Annotated in this window: 19 protein-coding genes; 2 read left to right on the top strand and 17 right to left on the bottom strand. The window is 70.6% G+C overall.

Annotation, left to right across the window (positions count from 1 at the left end; translation table 11 throughout):
- Positions 1-163: 163 nt before the first annotated feature.
- Entirely contained in the window at positions 164-1,066 is a 903-nt protein-coding gene (locus A4W93_RS10350) for an extracellular catalytic domain type 1 short-chain-length polyhydroxyalkanoate depolymerase (RefSeq protein ID WP_157782142.1), read from the top strand.
- An 8-nt stretch (positions 1,067-1,074) separates the two neighbouring features.
- On the opposite strand, the gene A4W93_RS10345 is transcribed toward A4W93_RS10350, so the two are convergent.
- Entirely contained in the window at positions 1,075-2,358 is a 1,284-nt protein-coding gene (locus A4W93_RS10345; RefSeq protein WP_085750530.1) for an ATP-binding protein, read from the bottom strand.
- Positions 2,359-2,363: 5 nt separating this feature from the next.
- Positions 2,364-3,056 (bottom strand): response regulator transcription factor, encoded by a 693-nt coding sequence (locus tag A4W93_RS10340; protein ID WP_085750529.1) that lies wholly within the window; start codon positions 3,054-3,056, stop codon positions 2,364-2,366.
- Positions 3,057-3,167: 111 nt separating this feature from the next.
- Between A4W93_RS10340 and A4W93_RS10335 the strand changes: the two genes are divergently transcribed.
- Positions 3,168-4,151 carry an alpha/beta hydrolase family protein gene (locus A4W93_RS10335; RefSeq protein WP_157131629.1) on the top strand — a complete coding sequence of 328 codons (984 nt, stop codon included), beginning with the start codon at positions 3,168-3,170 and terminating at the stop codon, positions 4,149-4,151.
- A 21-nt stretch (positions 4,152-4,172) separates the two neighbouring features.
- On the opposite strand, the gene A4W93_RS10330 is transcribed toward A4W93_RS10335, so the two are convergent.
- The 15 genes from A4W93_RS10330 to A4W93_RS10260 form a co-directional block, all read right to left on the bottom strand.
- Positions 4,173-5,300 (bottom strand): BamA/TamA family outer membrane protein, encoded by a 1,128-nt coding sequence (locus A4W93_RS10330; protein WP_085750527.1) that lies wholly within the window; start codon positions 5,298-5,300, stop codon positions 4,173-4,175.
- A complete protein-coding gene (locus A4W93_RS10325; RefSeq protein ID WP_085750526.1) occupies positions 5,297-6,049 on the bottom strand; it encodes a DUF3047 domain-containing protein in 753 nt (250 codons plus the stop codon). Before A4W93_RS10325 ends, A4W93_RS10330 begins: the two co-directional genes overlap by 4 nt.
- A complete protein-coding gene (gene arcC / locus A4W93_RS10320; protein ID WP_085750525.1) occupies positions 6,049-6,990 on the bottom strand; it encodes a carbamate kinase in 942 nt (313 codons plus the stop codon). The genes A4W93_RS10325 and arcC overlap by 1 nt, the downstream gene beginning before the upstream one ends.
- A 10-nt stretch (positions 6,991-7,000) precedes the next feature.
- Complete coding sequence (locus tag A4W93_RS10315) at positions 7,001-8,005, bottom strand: ornithine carbamoyltransferase (RefSeq protein ID WP_085750524.1); 1,005 nt, start codon at positions 8,003-8,005, stop codon at positions 7,001-7,003.
- A gap of 29 nt (positions 8,006-8,034) precedes the next feature.
- Positions 8,035-9,258 (bottom strand): arginine deiminase, encoded by a 1,224-nt coding sequence (locus A4W93_RS10310; RefSeq protein ID WP_085750523.1) that lies wholly within the window; start codon positions 9,256-9,258, stop codon positions 8,035-8,037.
- 79 nt (positions 9,259-9,337) lie between these two features.
- Complete coding sequence (locus A4W93_RS10305) at positions 9,338-10,249, bottom strand: amino acid ABC transporter substrate-binding protein (RefSeq protein WP_085750522.1); 912 nt, start codon at positions 10,247-10,249, stop codon at positions 9,338-9,340.
- Between the two features lie 2 nt (positions 10,250-10,251).
- Positions 10,252-11,610: a putrescine-ornithine antiporter gene (gene potE, locus A4W93_RS10300; RefSeq protein WP_237357747.1), complete on the bottom strand. Its 1,359-nt coding sequence runs from the start codon at positions 11,608-11,610 to the stop codon at positions 10,252-10,254.
- Positions 11,611-11,625: 15 nt separating this feature from the next.
- Positions 11,626-13,995 (bottom strand): ornithine decarboxylase, encoded by a 2,370-nt coding sequence (gene speC / locus A4W93_RS10295; RefSeq protein WP_085750521.1) that lies wholly within the window; start codon positions 13,993-13,995, stop codon positions 11,626-11,628.
- A gap of 25 nt (positions 13,996-14,020) precedes the next feature.
- Positions 14,021-16,282, bottom strand: coding sequence for an Orn/Lys/Arg family decarboxylase (locus tag A4W93_RS10290; protein ID WP_085750520.1), 2,262 nt, complete (start codon positions 16,280-16,282; stop codon positions 14,021-14,023).
- 35 nt (positions 16,283-16,317) lie between these two features.
- The gene (locus A4W93_RS10285) at positions 16,318-17,706 is read right to left on the bottom strand and encodes a DcaP family trimeric outer membrane transporter (RefSeq protein ID WP_085750519.1); all 1,389 of its coding nucleotides are present in this window, start codon (positions 17,704-17,706) and stop codon (positions 16,318-16,320) included.
- Between the two features lie 132 nt (positions 17,707-17,838).
- Entirely contained in the window at positions 17,839-19,509 is a 1,671-nt protein-coding gene (locus A4W93_RS10280; RefSeq protein WP_085750518.1) for a SulP family inorganic anion transporter, read from the bottom strand.
- Positions 19,493-20,041, bottom strand: coding sequence for a GNAT family N-acetyltransferase (locus A4W93_RS10275; RefSeq protein WP_085750517.1), 549 nt, complete (start codon positions 20,039-20,041; stop codon positions 19,493-19,495). Before A4W93_RS10275 ends, A4W93_RS10280 begins: the two co-directional genes overlap by 17 nt.
- 3 nt (positions 20,042-20,044) lie before the next feature.
- Positions 20,045-20,884, bottom strand: coding sequence for a polyphosphate kinase 2 (ppk2, locus tag A4W93_RS10270; protein ID WP_085750516.1), 840 nt, complete (start codon positions 20,882-20,884; stop codon positions 20,045-20,047).
- 25 nt (positions 20,885-20,909) lie between these two features.
- Positions 20,910-21,260, bottom strand: coding sequence for a hypothetical protein (locus A4W93_RS10265; protein WP_237357746.1), 351 nt, complete (start codon positions 21,258-21,260; stop codon positions 20,910-20,912).
- Positions 21,257-22,147 carry a DUF2950 domain-containing protein gene (locus A4W93_RS10260; protein ID WP_085750515.1) on the bottom strand — a complete coding sequence of 297 codons (891 nt, stop codon included), beginning with the start codon at positions 22,145-22,147 and terminating at the stop codon, positions 21,257-21,259. The genes A4W93_RS10265 and A4W93_RS10260 overlap by 4 nt, the downstream gene beginning before the upstream one ends.
- Between the last annotated feature and the right edge of the window lie 6 nt (positions 22,148-22,153).

Below are 22,153 nucleotides of genomic sequence, written 5' to 3'. Positions count from 1 at the left end.
CCAGTGAATGACGTATCCGCAAGGTAGGGCGGAACGCCCGCGCCGGCAATTGCACCTTGGTACATCGCCCCCCCGCCAGCGCGACAGCCCTGTCATGATTCGTCGCCCGCCGTCGCGCCGGGTCGTGTCGAATGCGATCACCCACCACCCCATTCCCGCGCCCATGACCCCCTCCTCCCGCCGCCTACTCCTCCTGCTCGCCCTCGCCGCACTGCCCCTCGCGGCCTCCGCCGCCGACCGCCGCACGCTGGTCCACGACGGCATCGAACGCCACTACACCGTCCGCGTGCCCGAACGGCTGCCTGAGGGACGGGTGCCGCTCGTGCTGGTCCTGCACGGCGGGGCCGGGAACGCGGAGAACGCCGAGGAGATGACCGGGTTCACCGCGAAGGCGCGGCGCGAGGGGTTCATCGTGGTCTACCCCGAAGGCACCGGGCGCTTCGAGCACAGGTTCCTCGCGTGGAACGCCGTGCATTGCTGCGGCCCGGCGATGACCGGCAAGGTGGACGACACGGGCTTCGTCCGTGCGCTGCTGGACCGGCTCGCCGCCGACCTGCCCGTGGACACGCGGCGCGTCTACGCGACGGGCCTCTCGAACGGCGGGATGATGGTGCACCGCCTCGGCATCGCGCTGCCCGACCGGTTCGCGGCCATCGCCCCCGTGGTCGCCACCGTGTTCGGCGACGAACCCCGGCCCGCCTCGCCGGTGGCCGCGCTGATGATCAACGGCGCGCTCGACACGTCGGTGCCGCCGGCCGGCGGGCCGCCCGGCGGCCGCGTCACCAGCGCCTGGGACGGCACGCCCACGCGGCCGGCGCAGGCCCAGGGTGACTTCTGGGCCGCCGCGAACGGCTGCGCACCGGCCCCCGACGAACGTGTCGACGGCACCGTGACCCGCTGGCAGTACCGCTGCACGCCGGGCCGAGAGGTGGAGGTGCTGCTCGTCGGCGACAACGGCCACGCCTGGCCCGGCGGGCGGCCGGGCAGCCTGCGGGGCGATCGGCCGAGCCGCACGTTCGACGCCACCGACGCCATCTGGTCCTTCTTCAAGGCCCACACGAAGTAGGCGTCACGTCACGCGTGCCGGGGCAGCTCGACCCGCACCGCGTGCCGTGCGCCGCGCGGCAGGAACGCGAGGGTCCCGCCCATGCGCTCCACCACCCGCGCGACGATCGCGAGTCCGAGGCCCGTGCCGGGGCTGCCGCGGGCCGCATCGCCGCGCGCGAAGGCCTGCACCAGCACGGCCTGCCGGTCCGGCGGGATGCCGGGGCCGTGGTCGAGGACCTCGATGACGGCCCGGCCACCCTCCTCCCGCACGTGCAGCTCGACCGGCGGCCTCCCGTGCTTGAACGCGTTGTCGAGCAGGTTGGCGATCAGGCGTTCGAGCAGCAGCGGATGGGTCTGCCCCAACGCGAGCGCTGGCGGGGCCGTGACCACGAGCACGTCGGACCCGTGGCCGGTGGCCGCGGCGACGCGATGCGCCAGCGCGGCGAGGTCCGCCATCTGGTCCAGCGCCAGTTCCCCCGCGCGCACATGGTCGAGGAAGCCTTCGATCAGCCGGTCGGCCGCCTGCGTGTTGCGCACGATGGCCTCGCGCCATGGGGCCGACGCCTCGTCGGCCGGCAGCAGGTCGGCCGCGGTGCGGATGCGGGTGAGCGGCCCGCGCAGGTCGTGCGACACCCCGGCCAGCAGCAGCGCGCGTTCGCGTTCGTGCTGATCGAAGCGCTGCAGCAGCCCGGCATACGCGCGTTCGATGGAGGCCACCTCGGGGGTCGCCGCGGCGACCGGCTCGGGAAGGGGTTCGCCGGGCCGGTACGCCCCCATCCGAGCGCGCAACGCCTCCAGGGGCCGCGTGAGCCGGCGCGTGAACACCCAGCTGACCGCGGCCAGGAACACCCCGGTCAGCAGCAACGCCGCGAGGAATCGGCCAGGCACCCGCGGCAGCAGCGCGGCATCGGCCAGGCCGAGCCAGGTCGACGTGCCGTCCGGTGACCTCACCCGCAGCCAGAGCACCACGCCGTACTGGCTCCGCGCGAGCGAGGCGTCGTCGACCGACACGCCGCGTCGACCCAGCTCCTCGTACAGCGCGCGCATGCGGGGCGTGACGAAGGGCGGCAGCAGCCGCGGCGCGGGAGGGGCATCCGGGCGCAGCAGCGACCGCACCGGATCGGGCGCGGCGCCCGGCCAGCCCGCCGCATGCCGCAGCGCGGGCGCCCACCGTTCCGCGACGAGCCGCGCCACCGCGACGTTGCGCTCCACGTAGATCAGCACACCGAACACGCCGAGCAGCACCACAGCCACGCCCAGCTGCAGCACCAGCAGGCGGGCGAAGAGGCTGTCGGGGAACCGGCGCGGCATCGCGGTCAATGCGGCACGAAGACGTAGCCTTCGCCACGCACGGTCTCGACCCAGGCCTTGCCGGGCGACGCGTCCTGCAGCTTGCGGCGAAGGCGGGCCACCTGCACGTCCACCGTGCGGTCGAGCGGGCGGTAGCCACCGGTCTGCACCGCGGCGCAGAGCCCGGCGCGCGACAGCGCCCGGCCCGGGGCCTGGGCGAGCGCGGCCAGCAGCTTGAATTCCACGCTCGTCAGTGCCACCACCCGGTCCGCGGCACGCACCTCGCGCTTGAGCAGGTCGATGGCCAGGCCGTCGAAGCGCAGCAAAGCGGTGTCGCCGCGGCCCGGCGCCTGGCGGCGCAGCAGCGCGCGCACACGGGCCACCAGCTCGCGCGGCTCGAAGGGTTTGGCGAGGTAGTCGTCGGCCCCGATCTCGAGGCCCAGCACGCGGTCCAGTGGATCGCCGCGGGCCGTGAACATGATCAGGCCCAGCGACGGATGCGCGGCGCGCCAGCGGCGGCACAGGTCGTAGCCGTTGGCGTCGGGCAGCATCACGTCGAGCAGCACCGCATCCGGCCGCTGCGTGGCGACGGCCCGTTCGCCATCGCCCCCGGTGAGCACCGGGAAGACGTCCCAGCCCTCGCGGGCGAAGAGCGCGGCCACCATGGTCGAGAGTTCGGCGTCGTCGTCGACGAGGAGGATCAGCGGCTTTCCCTGCATGGGAGGTCAGTGTAGGCGCGCGCCGCCACGGGCCGCGCCATGTTGCAGAACTGTCGCAATTCGTTGTGCAACGTCCTCGCCCGCGGCGCCGGCGAGCCGTTCAATGGCGGCATGCGAACGAAAAACCTGATCCGACCACCCGCGCGCATCGCCGCATGGACTCTTGCCCTGCTGCTGTCCGCCTGCGGCGGAGGCGGCGACGATCCTGCCCCGGCCGCCACCGACGATCTGCTCTCCCTCCAGGTGGCCGGACACCCGCACGCGGTGGACGTCTACCGCACCGCGGGCGCCCGCCGCGCCATCGTCCTGCTGCACGGCGGCGGCGGCAACCGGAACGCCATCGCCTACCAGGTGGGCCTCAACGCCAGCGCGACCACGACGTCCATGGCCACCATCGACTGGGCCTGGCTCCATGCCCACCAGGTGATGCTCGTGGTGCCGCAAGGGCAAAGCCTCCCCTCGGAACCCGGCGCCACCACGTGGACGAACCACGCGATGAACTCGGGCGTGGACGACCAGGCCTTCCTGCAGGCGCTGGCCACGCGGCTGCGCACCGACTTCGGCCTCACCCACCTCACACTGATGGGCCACTCGATGGGCGGGGTGATGACCAACCGCATGTGGTGCGAATCGCCCATGACCTTCGATGCCTACGTGTCCATCGCCGGACCGGCTTCGTCGTTCTACAACGGGGCGTCCACGCCCTGCGGGCCGGGCGACGCCGCACGGCCCTACCTCGGCATCGTCGGCGACCGGGACGACGTGATGCAGACCGCGGGGGCCTGGGCCGCGGCCACGTGGACGGTCAATCCGCTGTTCGTCGGCCTGTCCTTCCGTGCGTGGGACAACGACGTGATGATCGGTGAGTTCCGACAGCAGCAGGCCCGCACCGCGGTGATGTGCGGCGGAACGCTGGCCGAGGGCGCCTTCACGCGCGGCGGCAACGTGGACACGTGGAGCTCGTGCGGCGGCCGGCTCGTGCTCCAGCGCGTGGCCGGCGCCGACCACGGCGTGGCGTCGATCGACGCGCAGATGGGGTTGTCGTCCTCGCACGACGTGATGGACGCCGCGGCGGCCTTCTCCGCGGGGCCGTGACCCCGGTCCTTCCGCCGCCCCTCAGTGCCAGGCGTTGCCCACCTGGATGTAGAAGGCCCGGTCCTGCGTGCTCTTCGCCCAGTCGAGGCCCACCCACAGTCCGAGGCGGGTCACGGCCTGGTAGCGCACGCCCCCACCGTACGCGACCGTGTCGGCGCCCCCGGAGAAGTCCGTGCGCGGCCCCCAGGCCCGGCCGCCGCCCACGAAACCGACCACGCCCCACAGCGGCGTGAGGCTCCATCGAACCTCGCTTTCGAGCACGCCCGCGCGCGTGCCCTGCAGCCGCATCGCGGGCACGCCGCGCAGGCTGACGTACGGCAGCATGTAGAACGGCGTGCGGCCCTCGACGGCACGCAGGTCGACCCGCCCACCCACCACGACGTCCTTCGCGACCGGCCACCACGCGAACGCGCGGCCGCGGTACGACTGGAACCGCGTGTCGCTGCCGAAGGCCGGGTCGTAGAAGGTCAGGTCGATCGCTCCCGTCCAGCCGCGGCTGGGCGTGAAGAGGTTGTCGCGCGAGTCGTATTCGTAGGAGATGCCGAGGCCCGACGCGGTGTCGGCGCGGTCGATGTCGCCGGCCCGCGGCACGTCGGACGCGTGGTCGAACCGGCTCGCGAGCGACAGGTAGTTCCAGCGCGCGACGAGCCAGGAGTCGTGTTCGCCGATGCGCATCATGGCCTGCTGCACCGACATCCAGCCGTCGAGGTTGTAGCCGAGTGCCGGACCCTGCCCGTCCTCGCCGTAGAAGGTCAGGTCGAGGCTCGTGCGTGCGGCCACGCCTCGCCAGCGGTAGCGGTCGTCGGCGAAGCTCACCATGCCCCCGCCCCCGGCGCCCCACGTGCCGTTTTCGGTGGCGAAGGCGGCGATGCCGTAGACGTCGGGGTCGCGCGGGGTGTCACCGCCCTCGCGTGCCGGCGGGTTGTCGCGGAACAGCAGCACCGCCGCCCCCGCGCCGTACCCCACGGCCGGTTCGGTGATCAGGATGGGCACCGGCAGCCAGCCCCGATCCTTCGAACGCCGCGTGGAGTCCTTCATGCCCCCATCGCCGGACTCGATGGCACGCTCCACGTACTGGGCCTGCGCGGCCGCCGCGAGGACGAGCAGCACGCCCCCGGCGAGCCGGACCGTGCCGCCGCGCCGCCTCATCGCTCCAGGACCAGGTCGCTCACGTAGGCGACGCTGTGGCCGTGGGTGTTGTCGGCGTCCGCTCCCAGCATCACCGCGACGAGCGGCGGCACGACCTTGGCCTCGTCGCCGAAGAGCTGCAGGAAATCGGCGTCGAGGTTGCGCCGTTCGCTGACCCAGGTCGCGAGCGGCACGTCCTCGGAGTGCAGCACGAGGTAGCGCACCCGGCGCGTGAACGGGCTCGGCAGCACGGTGCCGGCCGGCAGGTGGGCGTCCCACACGTAGCAGATCGTCGCCGCCGGGGTGTCCGCCCCCGCGAGCGTGGACGCGGCCTTCAGCCAGAGCCGCTCGCCCACGGGCACCTTGTCGAGCGGTTCGTCGAACAGCGCGCACACCTTCACCGCCGTGTCGTCGCCGGACTTCTCCCGCAGGTTCGCCTTCGGCAGCGGCTGGTCCACGCGCCACCGCCACGCGAGCGTGTGGCCCTGGGGGGACCCGTGCGGCAGCGGGTGCACGAGGGTTGCGTAGGAGTTGTCGGCGGAGATGCGCAACACCGCGTGGCCATCGACGACGGCCGACACGAAGCGCGACTGCGGCTTCGTCTGGTTCGGCAGCAGCACCACCGCCCACGGGGCCGGTGGCGGCGCGTCGGCGACCGCGCCCGCGACGGGCGCGAGCAGCGGCGTGTCCCCCAGCACCCCCGACGCACAGGCGAGCCACACCACCACGCCGGCCGCGCGCGTCCAGGGGAGTGAAAAACGTCGTGCCATCAAGCGCCAGCGTACACCGTTCCGTTCTCCTGTACAGACACCGTGGTTCCCGCCTCGCCCGTCAGGATGCGCGGCAGGTCCGCCAGCGCCCCGATGGCCGCCACCTTGCCCGTCGCCGCCGCGAACCGGCACGCGGCCTCGACCTTCGGCCCCATCGACCCCGCGGCGAACGGCATCGCCGACAGCGCCGTGGGGGAAATGCGCCGGATCGCGCGCTGGGTGGGCTTGCCCCAGTCGACGTACACCGCGTCGGCGTCGGTCAGCATCACGAACACGTCGGCGTCCAGCTGCTGCGCGAGCAGCCCGGACGCGAAGTCCTTGTCGATCACGCATTCGACGCCCATCAGCCGCCGTTCGGCCGCGGGGTCGTACATCGTCGGGATGCCGCCGCCGCCGGCGGCGATCACGACGGTGTCGTGCTCGAGCAGCCAGCGGATGGGCGCGATCTCGAAGATGCGCTTCGGCTCGGGCGACGGGACCACGCGGCGCCACTTCTCCCCGTCCTGCTTGAACACCCAGCCCTTCTCGGCGGCCAGGCGGTCGGCATCGTCCTTCCCGTACACGGGGCCGATGAACTTGGTGGGGTCGCGGAAGGCCGGGTCGCCGCCGTCCACCTCCACCATCGTCAGCAGCGTCGCGAAGGGCCGGGAGAACGGCAGCAGGTTGCCGAGTTCCTGCTCGATCATGTAGCCGATCATCCCCTCCGTCTCGGCGCCCAGCACGTCGAGCGGGTACGTCTCGACCTGGGTGTAGGCCGCGCCCTGCAGCGCGAGCAGCCCCACCTGCGGGCCGTTGCCGTGGGTCACGACGAGCTGGTGGCCGCTGGCCACCGGCGCGAGTGCCTCCGCGGCGATGCGGACGTTGCGGCGCTGGTTCTCCGAGGTCATGGGTTCACCGCGCCGCAGCAGCGCGTTGCCCCCGAGTGCGGTCACGATCAGCATGGCCCCCTCCTCAGTCGCCGAGCGTGGCCACGAGGATGGCCTTGATCGTGTGGAGGCGGTTCTCCGCCTGCTCGAAGGCGATGTTCCACTCCGACTCGAACACCTCGTCGGTCACCTCGAGGCCGTTCGTGATGCCGTAGGTCTCGGCGATCTGCTTGCCGAGCGTGGTCTCGGTGTCGTGGAAGGCCGGGAGGCAGTGCATGAAGCGGGTCTGCGAGTTGCCGGTCTTCTTCATCATCGCGGCGTTGACCTGGTACGGCATCAGCAGCTCGATGCGCTCCTTCCAGACCTCCTTCGGCTCGCCCATCGACACCCACACGTCGGTGTGGATGAAGTCGCAGTCCTTCACGGCGGCATCGACGTCGTCGGTGATCGTGAGCTTCGCGCCGTACTTCTGCTCCAGCCCGCGGGCGATCGTCACGTACTCCTCGGCCGGCCACAGCTTCTTCGGCCCGCACAGCCGCACGTCCATGCCCATCATGCAGCCGACGATCATCAGCGAGTGGCCCATGTTGTTGCGGGTGTCGCCGAGGAACGCGTACTTGATCTGCTGCAGCGGCTTGTCGCTGTGCTCGCGCATCGTCAGCACGTCGGCGAGCATCTGGGTCGGGTGGTACTCGTCGGTGAGGCCGTTGAAGACGGGCACGCCGGCGTATCTGGCGAGGGTCTCGACGCCGGTCTGGCTGGACCCGCGGTACTCGATCGCGTCGTACATGCGGCCCAGCACGCGCGCGGTGTCCTTGAAGGACTCCTTGTGGCCGATCTGCGAGCCCGACGGATCGAGGTAGGTCACGTTCGCGCCCTGGTCGTGGCACGCGACCTCGAACGCACAGCGGGTGCGGGTCGAGGTCTTCTCGAAGATCAGGCAGATCTCCTTGTCGACGAGGTGGCGCTGCTCGGTGCGGGCGTACTTCGCGCGCTTGAGGTCGCGGGCGAGGTCGAGCAGGTAGCGGAACTCGCGCTGGGTGTAGTCCTGGACGGTCAGCAGCGAGCGGTTGCGCAGGTTCAGGCTCATGGGGTTCTCCTGTGGAAGACGGATGGGGTTCAGGCCGGATCGCGCGAGATCGGGCACGTCATGCAGTGGCCACCGCCCCGGCCGCGGCCGAGTTCGGAGCCGCGCACGGTCACCACCTCCACGCCCGCCTTGCGCAGCAGCGTGTTGGTGTGGGTGTTGCGGTCGTACGCGACGACGACACCCGGCGCGAGCGCGACGACGTTGTTGCCGTCGTCCCACTGTTCGCGTGCCGCCTGCCAGTGGTTGCCGCCGGTTTCGACGACCCGCAGGTCGTTCAGGGCGAGCGCGTCGCGCACCACGTCGAACAGGTGGCCCTTGTCGGGCCGCACGTCGAGCGTGCCGTTGCCGGCCGGGCGCATGCTGTAGCAGCGCACCTGGTCGGCCACGTCGCGGAAGGCCGTCACGAGGTCGCGGTCGCAGAAGCTGAACACGGTGTCGAGGTGCATCGCGGCCCGGCTCTTGGGCATCAGGCAACCCACCACGCGTTCGGCGGCCCCCTTCGCGAACAGCGATTCGGCGACCTGGATCACGGCCTGGCGGGTGGTTCGCTCGCCCATGCCGATGAGCACGACGCCATTGCCGATGGGCATGATGTCGCCCCCTTCGAGCGACGAGGCGCCGAAGTGTTCGTCGGAGTCGCCCCACCAGATCGGGAACGTGTGTTTCGTGAAGCGCGGGTGGAAGTGGTACACGGCCCGCTGCAGCAGCGTCTCGGGCTTGCGCGCCTGCCAGTACATCGAGTTGCACGTGACGCCCCCGTAGATCCACGACGACGGGTCGCGCTGGAACAGCGTGTTCGGCAGCGGAGGAATCACGAACTCCGTCGGCCCGACCGCGTCGAGCAGCATCGTCGACACCTCGCTCTTCGGCAGGTCGAGCATCGCGATGCCGCCGATCAGGTGGTCCGTCAGCTGCGCGGCCGGCATCGCGTCGAGCCACGGCCGCACCACGTCCACCAGGTGGAGGCCCACGTCGTTGACGGTGATGCGGCGGTCGAGCACCCAGGCGCGCGCCTCGGGGTTCTCCAGCACGGTGGCCAGCAGGTCGTGCAGCTCGAGCACCTCGACGCCACGCTCCTTCATCTTCAGCACGAAGTCGAAGTGGTCCTTCTGGGCTTCCTGCACCCAGATCACGTCGTCGAACAGCAGGTCGGCGGCGTTGCCCGGCGTCAGGCGCTGGTGCGCATGCCCCGGCCGGCACACGAGCACCGTGTTCAGCTTCCCCACCTCACTGTAGACACCCAGCTTTTCCATCGCAGGCTCCTGGTAGTGGGCGCCGCGCCGCCGTCGGCGCGTGCCCTGTGGCGGTCGGCGGGGACGGCCCCGCGCCCCGTCATTCGGGCAAGGCGACGAGCTGGAAAAAGTCGAGCGCGCCCGCGGGCGGCGTGCCCATGTCCCTCGCGTACAGCGCCGGGAACTCCTTGCTGCGGTAGAGGCGGCTGAGGGTCCGGTCGACCAGCAGGCGGAAGTCGTCGTCCTGGCGCCGCACCCCGAGCGCGACGAGGTCGCGGCGGAACAGGCGGTCCAGCACGGCGAAGTCGCCCGGCCGGTCGCGGCGCCCCACCGCGTTGGTCAGCAGCGAGCGGTCGTCGAAGTAGGCGTGCAGTTGGCCGTCGGCGAGCTTCTGCACGCCTTCGGCGGCGTCCTTCACCGTCACGACGTTCGCGACGATGCGCCGCTCCTGCAGGCCGTCGCGCAGCGCCTTCTCGAGCGTGGTGCTGCCCGCCACGCCGAGGTTCACCCGCTGCGGCGCCTGGTTCAGCGACCCGCGCCAGTTGGGTTCGTTGACCACCCGGTTGTTCAGCGCCTGCACCAGCCGCACCGGCGCGTTGGAGCTGACGGCGACCGAGGTGCCGCTCAGCAGGATGGGCACCGAGAAGTCGACCTTCGCGCGCCGCTCGAGCGTGGGCACCGCCCCGCAGAGCAGGTCCACCCGCCCCTGTTCGAGCGCCGCGAACGCCTCGCCACGCGGCAGGGCGACGAACTGCACCGTGAGCCCCGGCACCTTGAGTTCGGTGCGCACGGCCTCGGCGACGCGGTTGCACACGGCGATCGCATAGCCGGCCGGCTTGCCCGGCGCCTCGTTGTAGGAGACCGGGCGCGCATCGTCGTCGTAGCCGATCGTGAGGCGCCCCGCCTCGCGAACCTTGTCGAGCGTGCCGGCCGCAGCCGCGGGACCGGCCATCACGAGCACACCGAAGATCGCGGCGAAGACCGCCTTGGGAAGAAGAAGTGCGTGTTCCATGGTCAGGCTCCCGCAGTGGCTTGGACACCGCCCGACGCCGTTCGCGGCGCCGGCGCCTTCGCGGCCGACTGGCGCGCCGCGAGGAAGCCGTAGACCACGAACCCGAGCGCGAGCACGATCATGCCGCCCATCACGGCATCCTTGCCGGAGGCCCACAGCGCGTAGATCGAATACAGCATCGCGACCACCGCGACGATGCCGTTGCGCAGGTACACCGACCGCTCCACGCCGGCCCCGCGCATGATGACGAAGAGGGCCGACAGCGCGACGATGTACGGCAGCACGTTCGTGACCACCGCGAGGTTGACCAGCGCGGCGAACTGCTCGCTCAGGTTCGGCGAGATCGTCGACAGCGCCATCACCGACTGCACGACGCCCATGATGATCATCCCGGTGACCGGCGCGCCGAAACGGTTGGCCTTGGCGAACAGCGACGGGAACATGCCCGTGTCGGCGGCATCCTTGGCGGTCTGGCTCAGCGTGAACTGCCAGCCGAGCAGCGAGCCCAGGCAGGCCATCACCGCGAGCACCATCACGATCGAGCCGATCGTCGGGTTGAACATCTTCGCGTACGCGAGGCCGAACGGTCCGGTGGACGCGGCGAGCTCGGCGTTCGGCACGATGCCCTGGATGGCCGTGGTCGACAGGATGTAGACCGCCGCGGCGCCGAGCGTGCCGAACATGCACGCGAGCGGCACGTCGCGCTTCGGGTTCTCGACCGCCGAGGCGTTCTGCGAGGCCGACTCCATGCCGAGGAAGGCCCACAGCGTCAGCGAGATGCTGGACCCCATGCCCTCGATCAGCTTCAGGCCCTTCGGATTCCATGCCTCGCCGAAGGTCGAACCGCTGAACCAGAACCAGCCGAAGATCGAGATGAAGCCCACCGGCAGGATGACGCCCCACACCGTCACCGACCCGATGCGCCCGGTCACGCTCGGGCCGCCGAAGTTCGCGAAGGTGGTGATCCACAGCAGCGCGATCACGCCCACGCAGGTGGCAACGGGCGAGGCCGTCAGCGCGGGGAAGAACGCCGCCAGGTACCCGAGCGCCGAACTCGCGACCGCCACGTTGGCGATGGCCAGCGAGATGAAGTAGAGGAAGAACACGAGGAAGTAGCCGTCGCGCCCGTAGGCGTCCTCGGCGTAGGCCGCGAGGCCCCCGGTGCGCTGGTTGAAGACCCCCGCCTGCGCGAAGCCGTACGCGATCGCGAGGGAGCCGATCGCGGTGACGAGCCAGGACAGCAGGGAGATGGCCCCCACCTGGGCCATGTTGGCCGGCAGCATGATGATGCCGGACCCCATCATGTTCACGGTGACGATGAACGTCAGCTGCGTGACGCTCATCTTCTTCTGGTCGCTCATGGCATTCTCCTTGGTCTACCGCGGCTCACGGACCGCGTAGGTGTGGAACCGGATGCGCCCGTCCTGAACCTCCTGGTAGACGCCCTGCACTTCGTAGTTGAATCCGGGGAAGCGGTTGAACGATTCCTCGAAGGCGAGGAAGTAGTCGAGCATCGGCCGCGCTCGCTCGTCCCAGCGTTCGCCCGGGACCACGACGCCGATGCCCGGCGGGTAGATCAGCGCGAGCGTCGCGGAGATGCGGCCCGTCATCTGGTCGAGCGGGATGTAGTCCACCTCGTTGGCCACCAGCGCCTCGTAGGCCTCCTTCGACGTCATCGCGAGCTCCGGAAAACTCTCGGCGCGGAAGCATCGGCGCTGCAGCCCCTTGACGTCGCGCTCCCGGTAGAACGCGTGCATCTCGTTGCAGACGGCCCGCAGCGTGTAGCCGCGGTAGCGCTCGGCATGGGACTCGTACAGCGTCGGCAGCACTTCCTGCAGCGGCGCGTCGCGGTCCCACAGGTTCTTGAACTTCACCAGCTTGGCGATCAGCGTGTTGAGCTTGCCCTCGTCCTCGGCCGGTGTCATCAGGAAGAGGATGCTGTTGAGGTCGCACTTCTCGGGCACCACCCGCTCCTCGCGCAGGAAGTTCGCCACCACCGTGGCCGGCACGCCGAAGTCGAGGTACTCGCCCGTGCGGCGGTCGATGCCGGGGGTCAGCAGCGCGAGCTTGTTCGGGTCGACCATCGCGTACCCGTCGCTGTAGCCGGCGTAGCCGTGCCACTTCGCGCCGGGGCGGAAGGTCCAGCACTGCTGCTCGCGCCGGATCACCTCGGTGGGCAGGCTCTCCCACGCCACCTCGGTCGCGTCGGCCGCGTGTTTCGAATCCTTCAGCGACACCAGGTCGGGCACGAACGGGTCGAAGAACCACTGCTCGGCCGGCGTCTTGCCCGTGGCGGTGTAGTGGTGGACGAACTGGCGGAACTTCTTGCGCGCCTCGATGCCCAGCCCGATGCAGCGGTCCCACATCATCTCGCCCGCCCTGCCCTCGTGCATCTTCGCGTTGACGTCGAGCGACGCGAACAGCGGGTAGAACGGCGAGGTCGAGGCCGTCATCAGGAAGGCCTCGTTGAAGCGCTTGTGCTCGACGTAGCGCGGCTGGCCGCGCAGGTGGTCGTCGCGCTTGTGGATCTGCGAGGCCTGCGACAGCCCGGCGCCCTGCTTGTGCACCGACTGCGTCGAGAACAGCCCGGGCGCCTCCGGCGGCAGCGACTCGAGCCGCATGGGGCTGTGGTCGTTGAACAGCGGGTGGAACGCGTTGTAGCCGATCCAGGCCTCGTCCCACAGCACGTAGTCGCACAGGTGGCCGATGCGCTCGAGCACCTTGCGCACGTTGTAGACCGTGCCGTCGTACGTGGCGAGCTGGATGCACGCGAGGCGGAACGGCCGCGCCGCGCCGGCGCGCTCCGGGTCCTTCACGAGCGGGTGGCGGCGGATCTGCTCGCGCAGATACGCCTCGTCCCAGGCCTCCCAGTCCACCGCCCCGATCATGCCGAACGCGTTGCGCGCGGTGGGCAGGAAGATCGGGATCGCGCCGGCCTGCACGAGCGCCCCGTGGTGCAGCGACTTGTGGTTGTTGCGGTCGAACAGCACGAGGTCGCCGCGCTTGAGCACGGAGTTCGCCACCACCTTGTTCGAGGTGCTGGTGCCGTTGAGCACGAAGTAGGTCTTGTCCGCGCCGAACACCTCGGCCGCGTGCTTCTGCGCGGAGGCCGCGGCACCTTCGTGGATCAGCAGGTCGCCGAGGTCCACGTCCGCGTTGCACAGGTCGTTGCGGAAGATCGCCTCGCCGAAGTGCTTGAAGAACAGCTGCCCGGCCGGTGACTTGCGGTAGAACTGCCCGCCCTGGTGGCCCGGGCAGTCGAACGCGATGTTGCCGCCGCTGTCGTACGACATCAGCCCGCCGAAGAACGGCGGCAGCAGCGAGGTGCCGTAGGCCACGAGGCTCGTGATCACCTGCTTCGCGTAGTACGACGGTGTCTGCTGCCCGAGGTAGATGTACCCGTCGACCTCGCCGGTCAGGTCGTACACCGCGAGGTCGGAGATGCGGTGCGAGTCGGCCAGCGCCCACAGCGGGGTGCGGAAGCCCGCGTCGCGCACGGCCTTGCCGATGCGGCGGGCGTGTTCGAGGCGGTCACCGTCGATCAGCGCGATGTACGCGCCGACGGCGGCGTCCTCGGTGATGTCGCGGTCGAAGGTGTCGGTCACCTCGACCTCGTAGCCCTCGGCGGTGATCATCGCGAGCAGCTCGGCGATCTGCGCGTTGGCGCGGTCGACGACGGCCACCACCTTCAGCAGGCGCTGGAACGGGATGGGCAGGCGGGCGCCCTTCACGGGATACGGGGTCATGGTGCGGTCCTCCGTTGGCGGTGGGTCATTCCTTGACGCAGTCGACCAGCCAGCGCTTGTGGCCGTCCGGGCCCGTGTCGAAGCGCAGGCCGTGGATGTCGCTCTCGAAGCCCGGGAAGCGGTCGTCGGTGGCGCGGGCGGACTTGAGGTACTCGACGATGGAGTCCGTCGAGAAGCGTTCGCCCGGCATGATCAGCGGGATGCCCGGCGGGTACGGCACGATCATCACGGCGGCGATGCGGCCCTTCAGCTGCTCGATGGGCACGGGTTCGACCGCACCGTGCACCAGGCGGTCGTACGCGTCCGACGGCTTCATCGCGGGTTCGGGCAGTTCGGTGTACATCGCGTTCATCGCCCGGGCCGTGTCGTTCTCGCGGTTCGAGGCGTGCACCGCCTCGCACAGGTCGCGCAGCCCCCAGCCGGCGTAGGCATCGCCCGCGGACGCCGCCACGCTCGGCAGCGTCTTGCGCAGCGGCGCGTTGCGGTCGTAGTCGGCCTTGAAGTCGACCAGCGCGTCCACCATCGAGCTCCACTTGCCGCGCGTGATGCCGAGGGTGAAGAGGATCAGGAAGCTGTAGAGGCCGGTCTTCTCGACGACGAGGCCGCGCTCCCACAGGTACTTGCTGACCACGGCGGCCGGGATGCCGCGCTCCTCCAGGTGGGCACCGCGGCCGAGGCCCGGGGTGAGCACCGTGACCTTGATCGGGTCGAGCAGGATGTAGTCGTCGGCGAGGTGGCCGAAGCCGTGCCATTCGGCGTCGGGGGCGAGCACCCAGTCGGGCGTGCGCGGCGACGCCGTGAGGTCGAGCCCGTCGGGCTGCCACACCTTGAACCACCAGTCGGGCGCGGCGTAGCCCTTCCCCACCGCAGCCAGCGCCTGGCGGAAGTGCATCGCCTCGTCGTGGGTCTCCTGCACGATCGAGCGGCCGGCGGGACCTTCCATCATCGCGGAGCTGACGTCGAGCGACGCGATGATGCCGTAGTGCGGCGAGGTCGAGCCGTGCATCATGAACGCGTCGTTGAAGCGCGTCGTGTCGATCTTGCGGGTGTTCGACTCCTGGATGTGGATCATCGACGCCTGCGAGAACGCCGCGAGCAGCTTGTGCGTCGAGTGGGTCGCGAACACCAGCGTGTGGTCGGCCCGCGCATGGCCGCGCGGCACGCCCATCGCGTGGCGGCCGGCGTAGAACTCGTGGAAGGCCGCGTAGGCGTACCACGCCTCGTCGAAGTGGAGCGCGTCCACCTGGTCGGCCACCACGGCCTTGATCTTCTCGGCGTTGTAGCAGAGACCGTCGTACGTCGAGTTCGTGACGACGGCGATGCGGGCCGGGCCCTTCTTGCCGCGGGCGAGCGGGCTGGCCGCCACCTTCTCGGCGATGGCCTCGGGCGAGAACTGCGACAGCGGGATCGGGCCGATGATGCCGTAGTCGTTGCGCGTGGGCGCGAAGTAGATCGGCGTCGCGCCGGTCATGATCAGCGAGTGCAGCAGCGACTTGTGGCAGTTGCGGTCGACGATCACGAGGTCGTCGCGCCCGGCCATGGAGTGCCACACCACCTTGTTCGCCGTGGACGTGCCGTTGGTGACGAAGTACGTGTGGTCCGAGCCGAACACGCGGGCCGCGAAGGCCTCGGCTTCCTTGACCGGGCCGGTGTGATCCAGCAGCGAGCCCAGTTCGGGCACCGAGATCGACAGGTCCGAGCGCAGCGTGTTCTCGCCGAAGAACGCGTGCATCGCGTGGCCCACCGGCGACTTCAGGAAGCCGACGCCACCGGCGTGGCCCGGCGTGTGCCACGAGTACGCGGAACGTTCGGTGTGGTGCGCCAGCGCCTTGAAGAAGGGCGGCAGCAGGCCTTCGAGGTAGCTCGTCGCCACCCGCATGATCTGGCGGGCGAGGAACTCGGCGGTGTCTTCGTACAGGTACAGGATGGCCGCGACGTTGCGCAGCGCCTCGGCCGCCTGCGGCTGGTCGCCGCGGATCGTGGCGGATTCGCCGAGCGCGATGATCGGCAGGCCCGGGGCGCGTTCGTGCACCGAGGTCAGCTGCCGGACCACCTCCTTCAGCACGTCCGGCTTGCCGGCGGCCCCTTCGGCACTGAACACGATGGCGCCGAGGCCGCGGTGCGCGCCCGCGACGATGCCCGCGTCCTCGCGCGTGTCGACGAGCATCACCTTCCACCCGTTGCGCTCGAGCTCGTGCTGGATCTGGCGCAGGCGGACGCCGGCCACCGACTGGGCGGCGACATCGCGGTGCGCGATGAGGATGGGGAAGTTGGCCTGGAATTGCATGGTCGTGTCCCTTCGAAACGGCCGTTCGCGTCCGGTCAGAACGAGGCCTTGGTGGAGAACTGCAGCCGGTGGTCGGAGGCGGAAGACCCGTCCCGGGTTTCATGCCGGCCCCAGACGAACTCGGAGCCCAGCATCAGGTTCTTCGACAACGTGAAGAGCAGGTTCGCGGACGCGTAGCGCCCGCTCTTGAACGCGCTGCCCAGTTGCCCGCCCGTGGTGTCCTGGCGGTGTTCGCTGGCCCCGACCGAGCTGCTCCACAGGTCGGACCACACGTGGTTGTAGTAGACGAACCAGCCGAAGGACTTCACCGCCTTCGCGCGCAGGTCGTCGCCCGGCGCGAGGTCGGTGCCACCGTCGTTCATGTAGCTCGCGATGGCCTGGCCGCCGGCGAGCTGCCAGCTGACCCTGTCCTTTCCGAGGACGTTGACGGCGCCGCTGACGTTCAGCCCGTAGCCGGTGCGTTCGCCCGAGGGCTCGCCGCTCGCGCTCTGGGTGTTCTGGTAGCCCACCTGGCGCAGGATCAGGGCCGCGCGCACGTGGCCCCAGTCCTGGTCGCTGCGCACCGAACCCACCAGGTCCGGCAGCCGGTTGTGCGCCTGGATGCCCGCGCCGAAGGACGGGTCGATCGCGGTGACCTTGCCGGTGTCGATCGCCGAGCTCGGAGCCTCGAACGACAGCGCCCACGCGAGCTTGCGGTCGGCGCGCGACGTGAACTTCAGCTGCGGCGTGCGCAGGAAGACCATGCCCGACGGCCCCCAGTAGTCGATGATGTTCGGGAACGCGTCGAGGTCCATGAAGTTGGACTCGGTCTGGCCGAAGCCCACCTGGCCGATCTCGCCCCAGGCGCGCATCCAGTGCACGCCCATGCCACCGTCGGCGTCGAAGAGGTCGAAGCTCAGGTCGGTCTTGAGGGTGCCGTACGGCGTGGGCACGAACGAGCGCATGCCGAGCGACGACTGCCGGGCGCTGAAGATGAAGGACCCATCCTTGCCGCAGCCGGGCGAGCCCGGGCACGCCACGGGGATCTGGGACGGGCGCATGGTCGCCTGCCAGTCGGGGGCCATGCGCTTGAAGTCGTAGATCGCGTCGACCATGGCCTGGCCGTACACCTCCACGCGGGCGGCCTCGGTGACGGGCGATCCCGGGTCCGGTGCAGCGCCCGGCGCGACGACGGGCGCGGGGGGGGGCTCGGCGGCCGCGACGGCCGGTGCGGCGGGCGCAGCCACCGGGGCCGGTGCAGTCCCGGCCCGCTGCGCTTCCAACGCCTTCACGCGCGACTGCAGGTCCTCGATGGTCTTGAGCGCCGCGTCGAGGCGGGCCTTCAGGTCGTCGTCGCCTTGCGCCGCGGCCGGCCCGGCCAGGGCAGCGATGGCCAGGCCCACGACGCTCAAGCGCCGGAGCGTGCCGAGCGGTCTTCCGGACATGCCTCGCCTCCTTGGTCTGCAAGGCCTGGGCCGGTCTTGGTGCCGGTCAGGTCGAGAGGACTCTAGGCGTGCGATTCCGGTGTGCGCCCCTCCTGCCGGGAGGGGCCGCACCGCAACATGGGCACCCTCCTTTCAGCCGCGGGCCGACTGGTACGCCTGCAGCGCCTGCTCGAGGTTGAAGTGCATGCCCGCACGGCCGAGACGCTGTCCGAGCGCCGATCGCGACACCACGTCGTACACCCCCGGGTTCATGCCCACGAGCCACAGCGCGATGCCCAGGTGGCCCAGCCGCTCCTCGGCGTCGGTCAGCATCTTCAGCGCCGTGTATTCGATGTCGGGCACGGCGCGCAGGTCGACGATGACGGTCTTCACCGACGGATCCTCGATCAGCGGCCGCATCTTCTCGGCCAGGCGCTCGGCGTTGGCGAAGAAGATGCGCCCCTCGGGCCGCACCAGCACCGCGCCCGGGAAGGTCTCGTCGTCGGGGTTCTCGGCGCTCTGCTGGCGGAACACGTTGGTGCCCCGCTTGCGGCCGAGAACCAGCAGCGGCGGGTCCGTCACCTGGTAGGCCAGGGCCGCGAGCGACACGATGATGGCGACGAGGATGCCCTGCAGCGTGCCCAGCAGCACGACGCCGGCCGCGGCCACCAGCGCCCAGACGAACTCCGTGCGCCGCACGCGCAGGATGCGCGCGAACTCGACCGGCTCGACGAGGCCCACGGAGTACACGATCACGATGGCCGCCAGCGTCGCGTTGGGCATCGCCCCGATGATCGGTGCGAGCCACAGCGCGCAGGCGACCGCCATGCCCGCCGTGACGAGGCCGGCGACCGGGCTGCGCGCACCCGAGACCGTGTTGACGGCCGTCTGCGACGTGCCACCTCCCGCCGGCATCGCACCGGCGCAGGCGCCGCCGAGGGTCGCGAGGCCCGTCGCGACCAGCTCGCGGTTGGCGAGCGGCACGGGTTCGTCCCGGCGCTGGAACGCCCGACCCGCCGCGATGGTTTCGGTGAAGCTCATCAGCGCGATGCCCAGCGCGTCGGCGAACAAGTCCCGCGCGAGCTGCAGTGACGGCACATGGAACTCCGGCAGGCCCGTGGGCACCGTGCCCACCACCGACACGCCCTGGTCCTTCAGGCCCAGCGCGGCCATGAGGCCGACGCCCGCGGCCACCGCGACGAGCGGCGCCGGGATGGCGGGCCACCAGCGTTCGATGGCCACGAGCAGCAGGATGGTGGCCACGGCCACGCCCAGGGTGGGTAGCGACGTCTCCGGCAGGTGCTGCACGATCGACAGCGCGTGCGCGAGGAACCCCTCCTTCGGCAGGTGCAGCCCGAGCAGCTTGGGCAGCTGGTCGACCACGATCACGATGCCGATGCCCGCCTTGAAGCCGACCAGCACCGGCTCGGAGATGAAGTTCGCGAGAAAGCCGAGCCGCAGCACGCCCGCCAGCAGGAGCATGCCGCCGACCAGCAGCGTCAGCGTCGCCGCGGCCGTGGGCAGCAGTTCGGGCTGGCCCGTCGGCACCACCTGGGTGAGCGCGGTGCCGGTCAGGATCGCGATGGTCGTGGTGGTGCTGACACTCAGCGTGCGCGACGTGCCGAAGAAGGCGTAGATCGCCATCGGCACCATCGCGGTATAGAGGCCCGCCTGCACCGGCAGGCCGGCGATGGTGGCGTAGGCCAGGGCCTTCGGGATCACGATGGCCGCGACGATCAGCCCGGCAAGCACGTCGGCGCGCAGCCAGCCGCTGCGGTAGGCGCGCCACCAGCCGGGGAGGAGCTTTTCAACCGCCGGCGGCACGCCCGTCGTCCCCCCTCAGCACCACCACCAGCAGGCGGGTCGTGGCATCACCCGGCATCGGTCCGTCGCTGAACCCGAGGCGCGCGCCGAGCTTGCGCATCGCGAGGTTCGTCGACAGCACATAGCCTTCCATCCGCCCGTAGCCCCGCACTGCGGCGGCGTCCCTCAGCGCGGTCAGCAGCGCCCGGCCGAGGCCGTGGCCCTGCCAGTCGTCGACGACCGTGACCGCGAACTCGCAGTCGGACGTCTCCGGAACGGCGACGAAGCGCCCGCCCGCGACGATCTGGTCACCCGCCACCGCGACCAGCGCGAACTCCCGCGTGGCGTCCGGGTGTGTGGCGTGGTGCAGCGTGGCCTCCGACAGGTCACGCACCACCGACATGAAGCGGGTGTAGCGCGACTCCGACGACAGGCGCAGGAAGGCCGCGTGGAAGCCATCCTCGTCTTCCGGGCGCACGGCGCGCACCGTGATGCGGGCGCCGCGCGACGACACGATCTCGCGCGGGGCGAAGTCTTCCACGGCGGCGGCCATGGTTCAGTACCGCTCCGCCACGCGCTTGTACGGATGCTCGGGTTCGACGTAGTCGCCCGCCTTCTGGCGCTTGGGCAGCACGATCTTCTTGTGCGGGATCTCGGTGTACGGGATCCGGCCGAGGAGGTCGCTGAGGATGTTGAGCCGCGCGCGGCGCTTGTTGTTCGAGTCGACGACGAGCCACGGCGCGTGTTCGGTGTCCGTGAAGCGGAACAGGTCGTCGCGGGCCCGCGAGTAGTCGAACCAGCGGCTGTACGACTTCAAGTCCATCTCGGTGAGCTTCCAGTGTTTGCGTCCGTCGCTGATGCGCGACTGCAGCCGCCGCGTCTGTTCCTCGGGGCTCACCTCGAGCCAGTACTTGAGCAGGATCACGCCCGACGAGACGATGACCCGCTCGACCAGCGGCGCCATGCGCAGGAAGTCGCGCACCTGGTCGTCGGTGCAAAAGCCCATCACCCGCTCGACGCCGGCGCGGTTGTACCAGCTGCGGTCGAAGATGACGACCTCGCCGGCCGCCGGCAGGTGCGGGATGTACCGCTGCATGTACATCTGCGATTTCTCGCGTTCGGTGGGCGCCGCGAGCGCGACCACGCGGAACACGCGCGGGCTCACGCGTTCGGTCAGCGCCTTGATGGTGCCCCCCTTGCCCGCGCCGTCGCGCCCTTCGAACACGATGCAGACGCGCGCGCCCGTGTGCTGCACCCAGGTCTGCAGCTTCACGAGTTCGACGTGCAGCTGCGCGAGCGCCTTCAGGTAGTCCTTCTCGCCCAGGGACCGTTCGGCACCGGTGTCCTCGTCGCCGTGGTCCTTCCCCTTGCCGCCTTTTTCGGACTTGTCCGTCATGATGTGTCTCCAGTGAAAACGAGGTTCAGCGCCCCATGCGCCGGTCGTAGCTGCGCGAGATGCGCTCGGCCAGGCCCGGGTCCTGCGGGGCCTTCGCGTCGAACTGCACGCGCACGGTGCCGTCGGGCTGGCGCGTCACCTGGGCCTGCACCGACGCGTTGCCGGCCTGGCCGAGCACCACGCCGCGCGAAACGTCTTCGACCGTGACATTGAAGCCCTGGTCGCGCACCGCCCCCGCGGCGGCCGCGAACGCGCGGTCGTAGTTGGTGGGGCCGGGGTACGGCGCCGGGTAGGGATACGGTGCGACGACGCAGCCCGCGAGGCCCAGGACCAGGATCGCCGACGCCAGGCGTCGGGAGTGGCGCATCGTGTTCATGGAGTCACCTCTGTCCAGCCCGGACCGGGATCGAAGCGGCCGAGGGCGGCGGCCTGCTTCGCGCCGTTCGGTCCCAGGTCGCGCTGGAACACCTCGCCTTCGTGGTTCATGATGAAGGTCATCACGCCGGTGTCGCCGTACTTCACGGGGTACGCGACCACGGCGAAGCCGCCGAAGAGCTTGCCCTTCACGCGGTAGTCGAACGCCCCGCCGCGCGCGTGCTTGCCCTGCCCGGAGAGCAGCCGGTAGCGGTATCCGAGCAGTCCGCCGGGACTGGCGTTGCGCGCCTCGGCACCGACGAAGGCGCGTCCGAGCGGGCTGGGCGGTTCGCCCTCCACGGTGGGCCAGAACAGCCCGTCGTGCCGTTTCGGCGAACTGACGAGCCGGTCGGCGTACTGGAGCACGCCGTCGCCGTCGCGGTCCACCTCGGCGTACTCGCGCTGGGCGTCGAGCACGGTGCGCAGCGTCTCGATCGCGAAGACCTCGTGCCGGCCGATCCGGCGCACGCGCATTTCCTCGGCGCCGGCCACGGTGTCGAAAGACCAGCCGGCCTTGGCCTTCACCAACGGGATCGGCAGTGTCCATCCGTCCTGGCCGACGACGAGCGTCGCGTGCTGCTCGCTGTCGTGCCGGACCGCGCGGCCCTCCGACCAGGCCGCGACGAACCGCTCGCGCACCCAGGCGCCGGGTGGCGGCACGAACTGGCGGTAGCCGTTGCCGAGGATCGCCTCGAGCGCGGCGGTGTCGTTGGCGGTAACCGCTTCGCCGAAGGTGGTCATCGCCTCCTCGGGTGTCTGGAAGGCGCGGTTGGCGTGCGCGGCCGCGGCAAAGGCCACACAGGCCACGAACACCAAGGCGGCCCGGCATCGAAGTGTCTGACTGTCCATGTCGCT

It is taken from the genome of Piscinibacter gummiphilus (genome assembly GCF_002116905.1).
Taxonomy (GTDB): domain Bacteria; phylum Pseudomonadota; class Gammaproteobacteria; order Burkholderiales; family Burkholderiaceae_C; genus Rhizobacter; species Rhizobacter gummiphilus.
This window is presented reverse-complemented; position numbering and strand designations above follow the sequence as displayed.